Consider the following 11,759-nt stretch of genomic DNA (forward strand, 5'->3'; position numbering starts at 1 on the left):
TACCTCTTATAACTTTCCACGTTGGAAAATAAATTCATTTTTCTTACGGAAATCTAAAGTCACTTTATCAGTGCGCTCGTTAGCCGCTACAAATAAGTTCTTAGGATTTAATGTTTCAACTTTGATTTCTTGGCCAGCTAATAAAGCTGCTGCTTCAACTACAGTTAAAGCTTCAGAAACAACCGTCGTTACTTTTTTGAAAGTTTGAGAAACACCTGCGTGGTTAACGAATGTTCCTGTTTTTTCAACGAAAGTTTTTAATGGAATGATTGTTGCCGTCTTACCGCTAACAGCTAAGTTTTTATTAGCCACTAAAGAATCAACTTTCGCAGCTGTCATGTAAATTAAGTTCGAAGCTTTAGCGAAGAACTCTAATTTAGCTGTGAAATCTTTGTAAACTGGGACGTTTTCAGGACCAACTACCACTAAGTGTTTTACTTTAGAAGGATCTAAATCAGAAAACTTAGTTGTGATTCCGTGTTTAGCGAAAACTTGTTGTAAACCTTTTGTATTTGGATTTTTATCGCCACGTAAAAGGATACCGTCAAATTCATTAGCCGTAGCTTCAGAATTCCACCAGTGGTAAACGTTTTTAGTTTTGTAAGTGTTTACGAATGTAGAAACGATCGCTTCTAACTCTTCAACAGTGTGTTGACCAGTCACTACTAAAGCAATGTCATTACCAGTTACACCTTGTAAGCTTAATGCTGCGTCTTTTGCCGCTGCACCAGCGTGTAATTCTGTATTCCAAACGCCATTAGCTAATTTGTGGCCTTTGATCATTCTGTGTTCTTTATTTACGAATTTGTAAACATCGCGACCTTCATCGCACATCCAGTGACCGTTGATCGCATCGTTACGCTTCGGTTTAACACGGAAAACGCCCTCTTTATTGAAGTACACTTTCACGTTACAGCCTGTAGAACAACCGTTACAAACAGTCTCTTGATCTTTTAAGAACCATACACGTTGACGGAAACGGAAGTCTTTAGAAGTTAAAGCGCCTACCGGACAGATATCAACAGTGTTTAAAGAGTATTTATTATCTAATGGTTTACCTGCGTGAGTTCCGATTTCAGCGTGGTCACCACGGTTGAAAATTCCTAATTCGTGAGTTTTAGAAACTTCATCAGTGAAACGAACGCAACGAGAACAAAGAATACAACGTTCAGAATCTAGAACCACTGTTGGGCCTAGATCTACCACTTTATGTTTCTTTTGTTTTTTCTCAGCCATTTCAGAGTTGTATTTACCAAACTCCATGTACTGTTCTTGTAGACCGCACTCACCGGCCTGGTCACAAATAGGACAATCTAATGGATGGTTGATTAAGTGGAAATCTAAACCCCATTTAGCAGCGTCTTTAACTTTTTCAGACGTGTTGTTAACTTTCATTCCTTCAGTCACAACCGTGTTACACGCGATTTGTAAACGTGGATTTCCTTCGATTTCCACCATACAAAGACGGCAAACACCGGCGATGCTTAAGCCTGGGTGCCAGCAATAGTGAGCGATTTTTTGAGAATTTTCATACATCGCTTCGATGATTGTAGTTCCAGCTTTAACCTGAAGAGCTACACCGTTAATTGTACAATTAATGAGAGGCTGTTGCTGCATATGCATGTCCTTTGTACGCTGTACCTTTTACTTTTGATTTGCCTTCTTTAACGAAATATTCAAATTCATCGCGGAATTTAGTTACGAAGCTGATGATTGGTAACGCTGCTGCATCAGATAAGGCGCAGATAGTTTTACCTTTCATGTTATCAGCTACTTTTACTAATAACTCGATGTCTTGTAAGCGACCTTTACCAGATAAAATCGAGTGAACGATTTTATCTGCCCAGCCAGTACCTTCACGGCAAGGAGTACATTGGCCGCAAGATTCGTGGTGGTAGAAGTGAGTTAAGTTCGCTAAGCATTCAACCATACATTTAGAATCGTCGATCACGATGATTGCGCCAGACCCTAACATCGTTCCAGCTGCTGCTAAGTTTTCATAATCAAGAGTGGCTTTTAAAGCTTCTTCAGCTGTTAAAACCGGAGCTGATGATCCACCAGGGATAACCGCTTTTAATTTTCTTCCGTTTTTAATGCCGCCACCAAGACCATTGATCATATCTTTTAACGGATATCCTAATGGAACTTCGTAGTTACCTGGTTTATTTACGTTTCCAGATAATGAGAATAATTTTGAACCCGCTGATTTTTCAGTTCCGTATTTACGGTAGCCTTCAGCACCGTCACGGATAATGTATTTAACAGCGGCTAATGTTTCTACGTTATTCACGATAGTTGGTTTTTTTAAGTAACCTTGAACTGCCGGGAACGGCGGTTTTAATTTAGGTTGGCCTTTTAAACCTTCAAGTGAAGAAATCATTCCTGTTTCTTCACCGCAGATGTAAGCGCCAGCTCCGCGGTACACATCCATATCGTGGTCAAAACCAGAACCTAAGATGTTTTTTCCTAAGTAACCAGCTTTGTACGCTTCTTGAATCGCATTAAGTAATGAGTTGATTGAAGCATCGTACTCACCACGAACGTAGATGTAAGATTTTTTTGAACCGATCGCAAAACCAGAGATGATCATACCTTCGATTAATTGGTGCGGAGCACGCTCCATCATCATACGATCTTTGAAAGTTCCTGGTTCGCCTTCATCGGCATTACATAATAAGTAACGCTCTTCACCGTTTTTCGGTAAGAAGCCCCATTTCATTCCTGTTGGGAAACCCGCGCCACCACGACCGCGTAAGCCCGAAGCTTTAACCACGTCGATGATTTCTTGAGGTTGCATTTTTAAAGCTTTACCAAGTTCAACGTATCCACCGTTTTTCTTGTAGCCTTCGATGCCTTGGAATTCTGGTAAGTGATAAAATTCTGTAAGATATTTAACTTCGCTCATGTTTTATCCTTATTTCAAACCGCGGATGATATTCATCGCTGATTCATGAGTTAAATTTTCGTAATATTTATCTCCGATTTGCATCATCGGAGCTGTTCCACATGAACCTAAGCATTCAACTTCAGTTACTGTGAATTTACCGTCTTTAGTTTTCTCACCTAAGTGAGTGTTTAATTGTGAACAAATGTGTTCAGACAATTCTTTCGCACCATTTAAGTAGCAAGAAAGTGTACGGCAAACTTGTACGTGATGAGTACCGATCGGTTCTTTGTTGTACATCGTGTAGAACGTGCAAACTTCATTGATGTTCGCTTCTGGAATTTCCATTACACGAGACAATTCTTTGATTACTTCTGGAGAGATGTAACCTTTGTTTTCAGCTTGCGCGATGTAAAGCGCAGGAAGAACCGCTGATTGACGAGATTCATATCTTTTCAATTCAGCTAAAACTTTTTCTTTTCCTTGGGCAGATAATTGAAACATTCTTCTCTTCTCCTGCGACTATCTGTCTAACTCACCAGCGATTAAGTTCATTGAAGCAACAGTTGCAATCGCATCTGCTAACATCGAACCCTTAACCACATCTGGGAATGATTGGTAAATGGCAAAACATGGTGGACGAACTTTTAAACGGTACGGAGAAGCTGAACCATCAGAAACTAAGTAGAAACCTAATTCACCGTTAGCCGCTTCAGTCGCCGAGTAAATTTCGCCAACCGGCGGACGAAGACCTTTGATCACTAACATGAAGTGATTCATTAAACCTTCGATGTTACCGTAAACGTCTTTTTTCTCTGGAAGCACTACGCCTTTATCACGAACTGTCCAGTCACCAGATGGAACGTTTTTGCAAACTTGTCTGATGATACGGATTGATTGGCGCATTTCTTCGATACGCACTAAGTAACGATCATAGATATCGCCAGTTGTTCCAACTGGAATATCGAAATCATATTTATCGTAACCGTAGTAAGGCTGTGCACGACGTAAATCTAAGTTAACACCTGATGCTCTTAATAAAGGACCAGTGTAACCCCACTCGATCGCGTCTTGTGCCGATACCGGGCAAACATTTTGAGTACGTTTGATGAAGATTTTATTTCCTAATAACATTTTAGAAATTTCTTCTACGCCGTCAGACATTTCATCGCAGAAACGAAGAACATCGTTAAACCAACCTTCTGGAGCGTCGTAAGCCATACCACCAACACGAGTCATAGCTACAGTTAAGCGAGCACCGCAAAGTTTTTCGAATAAAGAATAAACTTTTTCACGGAAAGTAAATAAGTGGAAGAAAGCTGTTAAAGCACCTAAATCAACGCCACCAGTACCAACGGCAATGATATGATCGATCACACGAGATAATTCGCATAAGATCACACGCATAGCTTCAGCACGAGCTGGAATTTCTAAACCCATTAATTTTTCTACAGCCATACAGTAACCGATATTATTCATTGGCGCTGAACAGTAATTTAAACGGTCAGTGTACGGAATAACTTGGTTGTACGGATGAGTTTCAGCCATTTTTTCGAAACAACGGTGTAAGTAACCAATCTCTGGCATTGCACGAACGATTGTTTCACCATCTAATTCAGCCATTACACGAAGTGTTCCGTGCATCGCTGGATGTGAAGGTCCGATATTTAATGGAACATATCTAGAATCTAATTGGTCACCACGTTGTTCTGGCGTGTTATCAAAGTGAATTGGTAAAACAGAAGAACAGTGCTGTTGTTTATCAGCTTCGTAATCTTTACGTAACGGATGTCCAACAAATTGGTGGTGAGTTAAAATTTTTCTTAAGTTCGGGTGACCAGAAAATTTGATACCGAACATGTCGTAAGCTTCACGCTCAAACCAGTCAGCACCTTTCCAAACAGTTGTTGCTGTTGGAACTGATTCACCGTCAGCAACTTGTGTTTTTACACGTAGACGACGAGAGTCTGAAGAACCGAATAAGTGGTAAACAACATCAAAACGTTTCTCACGGTTTGGATAATCAACACCGCAAACGTCCATTAAGAAATTGTAACCAGCGTATTCTTTTAAATATCTTAAAAGTGCATTTACAGTTTCTTTCGGAGCTTCAACAACGTGATCGCCAACTGGTGTAGTAGAAAATTTGTAAGCGTTATCACCGAATTTTACGGCGATGTCAGATTTCAATGTTGCTAATTGTTCAGCTGAAGACATCTTACACTCCCACCGGACGAGGCGTTACTAGTCTTGTTGAAGTTAATGAGTCAGGAACAGTTTGTGCGTTCACTTCGTATGGAGAAACCCAGTTGTCTTTCCATGGACGTGGCGTTCTGTCTTTAATCATTTTTTGTAACGTCATCACGCCATCTAGAACTGCTTCTGGAGTTGGAGGACAACCTGGAACGTAAACATCTACTGGAATAACTTTATCGCAACCTTGTAACACGTGGTAAGCGCGGTAGAAACCACCAGAGCTTGCACATGCACCCATTGATAAAACATATTTCGGCTCTAACATTTGTTGGTAGATACGAACTAAGATTGGTGCCATTTTTTCTGTGATTGTTCCGGCAACAACAAGTAAGTCAGCTTGACGAGGAGAGAAACGAACAACTTCCGCACCGAAACGGGCTAAGTCATATTTCGGTCCCATCACCGACATTAATTCGATACCACAACAAGCTGTACCGTAAGGAAGTGGCCACAAAGCATTTCTTTGTCCCCACGCTGCAATCGCATCAAGACGCGTAGTTAACGCGAATGATTTTGACATATCTTCTAAAGATTTATCAGACACTGTATCCGACATATGAACTCCGTACCTAGCTCCGCCAGGCCTTTGGTATAATCAATTGGTTTTCAACGACTCATCATTACAAAATTCCTGAGTGATGACAACGACATAACGTGCTAAATGCGCGGTCATTTTCGGGCAAATTTTCGAGTGTTTGTTTGTTGCGATTTTCGCCCGACCTGGACTTTCGTCCTTTGGTGAAAAGTCTCATTCTCAAAGAGGCAAATGGCCTCTGATAAAAGATTGTGCTAAATTTAATTATGTTTTTTCAAAAGCTAACCGTTTTAAGTGTAATAACTAGCGTGATGATTATCATTCTCACTGAGACTGCTTTCGCACGCAAAACTTTTACTGGTTATAGCTTTAATGGCGCCCCATCTGCACAGAATTCAAACAGCAAAGTCTTCAGCGCTGGTTTTTCAGTCATTGCCTCTAAGGGAACAATGGGAAACGGCCTCACCGACGCTCCTGATCGCGATATGTACTTCTATCCCGCGCAATTATTTATGGGCATTCGATTTTGGAAAATTCGCGTCTCTGCCATGGCTGAGTACATGCAAAGTTCACAAATCACCGATGCTGCAGAAGTCGCCAACACTAACGTTGGCGGAACCGGTATCGCTTTCGGCCCCCGACTTGATTATTATAATGGCAGACAAAGCCTGGGCGTATTCTATCGCGCTAGCCACAGCTACCAGCTTGAGAAAACCGATATTAATAATACCAAACAAGAATACATCGCAGAAGGCGGCTACACTGTTCAGTACATTCACCGCCTGCGTGGAAAGCTGGGTTTAGTTTTAGATTACACTCAAGAAGAGTTCACAGAAAGCTTAAGCACAGCTCCCGTTAAATGGAACCGTGCCGGCATTGGATTAGTTTTTTCTAATTTTGATTAAGACATTAAACTGTCCATCAAACAGCTAAGTAGCGCCGCTTGGCTTATAATCAACAGTCACACGCTCATCAGAGGCAGGAACTGCATCACCATGGAATTTTAAAAGATAAACTGTCGCACCGTTATTTGTTTCTGTCTCTAATGTCCAACCGTTTGCTGCATCTTCAAAAATCGCACGGCCACCCACTGTCACTTGGATCGTAGCTTTATTCGGAATATCTTTAAATCTATATGCCGTAAGCTGACCAATGATTCGGGCTTTGATATTGGCGACCGCTGCACTTAAATCCGCTGAGCAGATTGAAGATTTAACACCTTTTGACGAATCAACTAGTTTTAAAAACTGAGTGCCGATTGAAACGTGGCCACCTAAAACATCGCAACTTTGATTTGATAAAATACCGATGTAGTTTGCAATCCAACCACGTGTTCCGTCTGAAAAAGTCGGCTTACGTTGGTTTAAGTAATTTACGAAATCATCGTTGTTCGGGTTACCGAATTCAGAGCTTTGATCAACTTCATCACTGATGAAAATTACAGAAAATAAAGCATCACTTCTTAAAAACTGGTCTGGATAATCTGTTGAAGTCACAAATTTCATCGCATCAAGACTGCGCTCTAAATCAGAACCTGATTCGCCAACGATAATTCTATCTGCCAACAAGTTGATATTCGTACGTGTTAAATAATGCGGGCTTCCCACAAGTTTTCTTGATGAAGGATAATCAGAAGTTTTAGCCATTGTTGATGTTGTTACAGCCACACGGTAATCCATGCCTAAGCTATTTAACGTGCCGACCATGTCATGCACTTTAGCAGCTAGTCGCTGTTGGTACTGAAGCATTGATTTTGAGTTATCAACAACAAATAAAAGATCGACTTTGTTGTTATAAAAAATTTGTCCTGAAAACTCTTCGTTCTGTTGCGGCAAAGCAAAACTTGTCGCCGCATTTGAACAACCAGTGGTATTCAACATAGCAATAACTAACGCTGATAAAACAAGAACCGTCGTGGTTTTTTTCATAATTTAAGCCGCTTTCTTTTTAGTATAGTTTGCAATATACGTTTTTGCGGCTGCGGAGATTTTTAAAAACTGAACGCCGTAAATGTTACCTTTTTTAGAGACAATTTTACAAATCGCATTGAATGCCGGAACTTCTGGTGCCGGTTTAAAATGAAGATACACTTGTTGATCTTTATCAAACTCGCCATCTTCAATCATTAAACCTGCGCCACCTTCAGAAATTTCAACACCCACTGATTTGTAGATTTTTTTCTTATCATGAACAATCGCATGCGAATCCACTTTTGCACGCGCATATTTGCGGCGAAAGAAAACTTTATCGTTAGCATCTTTTTTCTTCGCGTATTTATCAAATAACAAACGAATTTCCTGCACTGAAAACTCTTGCACTTCAGCTAAACGCTTCCACGCCGTCATATTTTCGTGCCAGATAAAGTCGTACTCGTGCAAAGTTTTACTTTGCAGCATTTGAATTAAATCTAATTTTGAAAATGGACCGTAATTATTATTTTGCTTTAACACAAACCATTGGCGTTTCTTCGCCGGGTCGACATCTGGTTTATCTTTCACAACAGCAAGAGGTGTTTGAAAACTTTTATTAAATAATTGCGTAAACGGAGCGTACTCCATTAATAAAACCCAGTCTTCGGCTTTATCATCGTAGATGTAATCGTGCCAATTAATTTTTTGCGACGTTAATTTCACTTCAATTTCTTGAATTGTGAACGGTCCCTGTTGCTTGCCTTGGCTCGCGATATAGTAAGTCGACATACACTTTCCCCTATTATTCAGTGTATGTATCGGAGGGCCAGACTATGGTCTTAAATTTTTTTGAAATCGTACAAACTTTTTACAGGTCCGTTCTACTGATCACTTGCTCGACAGTTTTAAACCAATTATCGAAACCAGAAGCATAATTAAAAACAATAAGCGAGCCGGAGTTACCGTTTCTTGAAATAAGACAATTCCTAAAATCGCTGTTCCTAAAGCACCGACCCCAACCCACACACCGTAAGCTGTACCGATCGGCAGAACCTGACTGGCTTTTGCCAATAAAAACATACTGATTCCCAATGTGACTAACGTGAAAATACTGGGAGCTAATTTGGTGAAACCTTCGCTGTATTTAAGACCGACCGCCCAACAGATTTCAAATAAACCTGCGATAATTAAAACGATCCAAGCGATTGTGTTTGCTGATAATGACGATAACCCTAACATAACGACTCCTTTGTAAAAAGAGCCGTCTTTGCGTTTAACCTGGTACGGTTCACCTCGTCAGGGGGCTGGTTTTGATCTGCCTCCGGCAGACCTTTTTTCTAAAGGGCCGACCTCTCGGTCGTCCTTATTGCTATTAAGTAGATTATTTTAAAGCTTCGCGGATGTACGCAGAAGCTTGGTCCATCGCCCATACTACTATGGCAATAACCACGATGATCGTGCCCACTTCAGGCCACATCGCTTGTCCTTGATATTGTACTAATAAAGTACCGATACCACCACCGCCAACTAAACCGATGATCGTTGCCATACGTACATTGATATCCCAGCGGTAAACAGTGAATGAAACGTAAGGTAAAATAACCTGTGGAACAATCGCGTACCAAATAGTTTGAAGCTTGTTAGCACCGCAAGATTGAACGCCTTCGATCGGGCCTTCACTTACAGTTTCAACCATTTCAGAATATTGTTTCGCTAATGAAGCAATTGAGTGGATCATAAGAGCCAACATACCCGCAAACGGACCGATACCAACCCATACCGAGAAAATGATCGCCCACACTAGAGCTTCGATTGAACGCATAACATTGAATAATGTACGCATCGCTAAGTAGATCGAAAAACCAGCTTTGCCCGTCATGATATTTTTCGCTGATACGAAAGATAAAACGAAAGCAAATGGAATTGCTAAAGCTGTAGCTAAGAACGCCATGAAAATAGTTTCGATGATGTTTAAGATAGCTTTAGGCAAGATATCCCAATTAGGATTTCCGATACCTTTGAATAAACGAATCGCACCGTCAAAGCCGTCTTCATTTAATAATTCGTACATCGAAAATTTTGTCTTAATGATACTTACGACCATTAAGCCCAACAATAAAACAATCAACTGCCAAGCAGAGAATGTTTTATACCATGGGACTTCGACGATAGATTTTTTGTAAGGCGGTTGGAATAACGCCTCACCTAAAGTTGTAATTTTAAGTTTCGTTAATACGTGAGAAACAAAAGTCCCTAAGATAAAAGCAGCGGCAAAATACGCCACGTTTACTTTCATGTTAAGAGCTTGTTCGTCAGTTGGATTGATAATCCATACCGCAATTGAAGCGATTAGGAATGCGAAGGTAAAACCGTCTAAGATACTTCTTCTGATAACGTATGATTTCATCTGGTCGCTCCTCTAGTTGATGTGTACTTCTTTAGCGCCAGCGCCGTAGATTTTTTCAAACCAAGCTTCATCGATATTTTTCGGATCGCCTTCGTAAACAAGCTCACCACCTTTAAGTGCCACAACGCGAGTTGCGTATTGGCGCACTAAAGATAAGAAGTGAAGATTACATACGATAGTGATTCCTAATTCTTGGTTTACTTTTCTTAAGTAATCCATAACTACATGACAAGTTGCCGGATCTAAAGAGGCAACTGGTTCGTCAGCTAATAGGATTTGTGGATTCTGAGTAAGAGCTCTTGCGATCGCAACACGTTGTTGCTGACCGCCAGATAATTGGTCGGCACGAATATGTGCTTTATCAGCGATACCAACCAATTTTAAGTATTTCATCGCTTCTGCGACATCAGCATCTGAAAACATGCCGAATAAGCTTTTAAGCGTCGAAGTTTTTGAAAGTTTACCCATCAAAACGTTACTAAGAACCGAGTGACGTGGGATTAAGTTAAAATGTTGGAAGATCATTCCCACATTTTGACGAAGCCATTTAGTTTCTGCTGAAGATTCAATTTTAGCTAAGTCTTTTTCAACTTTACCGTCATTGAACACGAGCTCGCCAGCCGTTGGCTCATGCAGGCGGTTAATACAACGTAACATCGTTGATTTGCCAGAACCTGATAGACCGATCACAACTAAGAACTCACCTTTTTTTACGTCGAAGCTAACGCCTTTAAGCGCTTGCACACCGTTCGGGTAAGTCTTTTTTAAGTTCTTAATACTTAAGATGGGTTTTACTGACATCGTTTACCTTATTTTTTCATTAAATCGTCTGGATTTACGCCAACAGTTTTTAACATTTCACGAACTGTATCATAATCAGCATCAGTTGCTTTTTTAAGTTCAGTTACGCCGTAGATAGCTTTGAAAGCGGCTTTACCGTCTTCAGTAGAAACGAAAGCGATGAAAGCATCAACGATTTTGTTTTTCATTTCTTCAGGCATATCTTTTCTGAAGATGATTGGATCGTTCGGGATGTGCTGAGATAAATCGATGATTGCGATTTTTTTCTCTACATCTGGGTATTGAGTTTTAACTAAACGACGAGCATCTTCAACTTCTTCAGTGCCAGAAGCATTTTTTGAAGGTGGAGAGTAGAACGCAGCTCCCGCATCAACTTGACCTTGGTAAACCATAGAGATCACGTTGTCGTGTTTTTGCGCGAATACCGTTTCTTTAACTTCAACTTTTTTATCGTTTAAAGATTTTTTAGGTAAGATGTAACCAGAAGCAGAAGAAGGATCTACGAAAGCTACTTTTTTACCAGCTAAGTCTTCTAATTTTTTGATTGGACCGTCAGCTTTAGCAACGAACATAGATTGGTAAGTTGCAGCGCCATGACGTAATACAGTGATACGAGCTTCAGCGCCGTATTTGCTGTTTGCTAAGATATAACCAAAAGTGTTGATCGCAGAAACGTCAGCACGTTTAGTTCCGAAAGCTTCAACTACCGCTACGTATGACTGCGGAATTGTAACTTCGTATTTGTACGGAGTAGCTTGCTCTAAGTACTCTTTAAACTTTTTAGAGTTATCTTCGATAACTTTAGCGTCCACAGAAGGAACGAAGTGAAGTTTGATTGGGTTTTCTGCTGTTCCAAGTTCAGCTTTGTTTTTTGTACAACCAACGATTGATAAACCAACCATTGCAGTAACGATAACGCTTAAAAAGTTTTTCATAAGTCTCCTGCTTTGCTTTTTTTAGCTGCGA

Annotated in this window: 12 protein-coding genes and 1 riboswitch; of the genes, 1 reads left to right on the forward strand and 11 read right to left on the reverse strand. The window is 40.5% G+C overall.

Annotation, left to right across the window (positions count from 1 at the left end; genetic code table 11):
* Positions 1-6 precede the first annotated feature (6 nt).
* From ACKWCF_RS12615 to ACKWCF_RS12635, 5 genes are read right to left on the reverse strand one after another with little or no spacing between them, the layout of a single operon-like run.
* Positions 7-1,617, reverse strand: coding sequence for a 2Fe-2S iron-sulfur cluster-binding protein (locus ACKWCF_RS12615; protein ID WP_409477949.1), 1,611 nt, complete (start codon positions 1,615-1,617; stop codon positions 7-9).
* Positions 1,595-2,905 carry an NADH-quinone oxidoreductase subunit NuoF gene (nuoF, locus tag ACKWCF_RS12620; RefSeq protein WP_409477950.1) on the reverse strand — a complete coding sequence of 437 codons (1,311 nt, stop codon included), beginning with the start codon at positions 2,903-2,905 and terminating at the stop codon, positions 1,595-1,597. The genes ACKWCF_RS12615 and nuoF overlap by 23 nt, the downstream gene beginning before the upstream one ends.
* 9 nt (positions 2,906-2,914) lie before the next feature.
* A complete protein-coding gene (gene nuoE / locus ACKWCF_RS12625; RefSeq protein WP_409477951.1) occupies positions 2,915-3,388 on the reverse strand; it encodes an NADH-quinone oxidoreductase subunit NuoE in 474 nt (157 codons plus the stop codon).
* Between the two features lie 18 nt (positions 3,389-3,406).
* Positions 3,407-5,101: an NADH dehydrogenase (quinone) subunit D gene (nuoD, locus tag ACKWCF_RS12630; protein WP_409477952.1), complete on the reverse strand. Its 1,695-nt coding sequence runs from the start codon at positions 5,099-5,101 to the stop codon at positions 3,407-3,409.
* A gap of 1 nt (position 5,102) precedes the next feature.
* Complete coding sequence (locus tag ACKWCF_RS12635) at positions 5,103-5,696, reverse strand: NADH-quinone oxidoreductase subunit B (protein ID WP_409477953.1); 594 nt, start codon at positions 5,694-5,696, stop codon at positions 5,103-5,105.
* A gap of 290 nt (positions 5,697-5,986) precedes the next feature.
* Here ACKWCF_RS12635 and ACKWCF_RS12640 point away from each other — a divergent pair, with 290 nt between their 5' ends.
* Positions 5,987-6,580: a hypothetical protein gene (locus ACKWCF_RS12640; protein WP_409477954.1), complete on the forward strand. Its 594-nt coding sequence runs from the start codon at positions 5,987-5,989 to the stop codon at positions 6,578-6,580.
* A gap of 24 nt (positions 6,581-6,604) precedes the next feature.
* Here the strand turns inward: ACKWCF_RS12640 and ACKWCF_RS12645 are convergent, their stop codons facing one another.
* The 6 genes from ACKWCF_RS12645 to phnD all read right to left on the reverse strand — a co-directional run bounded on the left by ACKWCF_RS12645 (position 6,605) and on the right by phnD (position 11,728).
* Positions 6,605-7,603, reverse strand: a complete 999-nt coding sequence (locus ACKWCF_RS12645) for a hypothetical protein (RefSeq protein ID WP_409477955.1) — start codon at positions 7,601-7,603, stop codon at positions 6,605-6,607.
* A gap of 3 nt (positions 7,604-7,606) precedes the next feature.
* Positions 7,607-8,374, reverse strand: coding sequence for a GYF domain-containing protein (locus tag ACKWCF_RS12650; protein ID WP_409477956.1), 768 nt, complete (start codon positions 8,372-8,374; stop codon positions 7,607-7,609).
* 99 nt (positions 8,375-8,473) lie between these two features.
* Positions 8,474-8,824 (reverse strand): quaternary ammonium compound efflux SMR transporter SugE, encoded by a 351-nt coding sequence (gene sugE, locus ACKWCF_RS12655; protein WP_409477957.1) that lies wholly within the window; start codon positions 8,822-8,824, stop codon positions 8,474-8,476.
* Positions 8,825-8,840: 16 nt separating this feature from the next.
* A riboswitch (guanidine-III (ykkC-III) riboswitch) is annotated at positions 8,841-8,910 on the reverse strand.
* A 56-nt stretch (positions 8,911-8,966) separates the two neighbouring features.
* The gene (gene phnE, locus ACKWCF_RS12660; protein ID WP_409477958.1) at positions 8,967-9,992 is read right to left on the reverse strand and encodes a phosphonate ABC transporter, permease protein PhnE; all 1,026 of its coding nucleotides are present in this window, start codon (positions 9,990-9,992) and stop codon (positions 8,967-8,969) included.
* Between the two features lie 12 nt (positions 9,993-10,004).
* Complete coding sequence (gene phnC, locus ACKWCF_RS12665; RefSeq protein WP_409477959.1) at positions 10,005-10,793, reverse strand: phosphonate ABC transporter ATP-binding protein; 789 nt, start codon at positions 10,791-10,793, stop codon at positions 10,005-10,007.
* Positions 10,794-10,801: 8 nt separating this feature from the next.
* Positions 10,802-11,728, reverse strand: a complete 927-nt coding sequence (gene phnD, locus ACKWCF_RS12670; RefSeq protein WP_409477960.1) for a phosphate/phosphite/phosphonate ABC transporter substrate-binding protein — start codon at positions 11,726-11,728, stop codon at positions 10,802-10,804.
* Positions 11,729-11,759: the final 31 nt, after the last annotated feature.

It is taken from the genome of Pseudobdellovibrio sp. HCB154 (assembly GCF_046267985.1).
GTDB lineage: Bacteria > Bdellovibrionota > Bdellovibrionia > Bdellovibrionales > Bdellovibrionaceae > Pseudobdellovibrio.

What these genes read in the sequence shown, in the direction of transcription:
- ACKWCF_RS12615 (WP_409477949.1), bottom strand. Translation starts at nt 1,617, where the DNA reads ATGCAGCAACAGCCTCTCATTAATTGTACAATTAACGGTGTAGCTCTT.
- nuoF (WP_409477950.1), bottom strand. Translation starts at nt 2,905, where the DNA reads ATGAGCGAAGTTAAATATCTTACAGAATTTTATCACTTACCAGAATTC.
- nuoE (WP_409477951.1), bottom strand. Translation starts at nt 3,388, where the DNA reads ATGTTTCAATTATCTGCCCAAGGAAAAGAAAAAGTTTTAGCTGAATTG.
- nuoD (WP_409477952.1), bottom strand. Translation starts at nt 5,101, where the DNA reads ATGTCTTCAGCTGAACAATTAGCAACATTGAAATCTGACATCGCCGTA.
- ACKWCF_RS12635 (WP_409477953.1), bottom strand. Translation starts at nt 5,696, where the DNA reads ATGTCGGATACAGTGTCTGATAAATCTTTAGAAGATATGTCAAAATCA.
- ACKWCF_RS12640 (WP_409477954.1), top strand. Translation starts at nt 5,987, where the DNA reads ATGATTATCATTCTCACTGAGACTGCTTTCGCACGCAAAACTTTTACT.
- ACKWCF_RS12645 (WP_409477955.1), bottom strand. Translation starts at nt 7,603, where the DNA reads ATGAAAAAAACCACGACGGTTCTTGTTTTATCAGCGTTAGTTATTGCT.
- ACKWCF_RS12650 (WP_409477956.1), bottom strand. Translation starts at nt 8,374, where the DNA reads ATGTCGACTTACTATATCGCGAGCCAAGGCAAGCAACAGGGACCGTTC.
- sugE (WP_409477957.1), bottom strand. Translation starts at nt 8,824, where the DNA reads ATGTTAGGGTTATCGTCATTATCAGCAAACACAATCGCTTGGATCGTT.
- phnE (WP_409477958.1), bottom strand. Translation starts at nt 9,992, where the DNA reads ATGAAATCATACGTTATCAGAAGAAGTATCTTAGACGGTTTTACCTTC.
- phnC (WP_409477959.1), bottom strand. Translation starts at nt 10,793, where the DNA reads ATGTCAGTAAAACCCATCTTAAGTATTAAGAACTTAAAAAAGACTTAC.
- phnD (WP_409477960.1), bottom strand. Translation starts at nt 11,728, where the DNA reads ATGAAAAACTTTTTAAGCGTTATCGTTACTGCAATGGTTGGTTTATCA.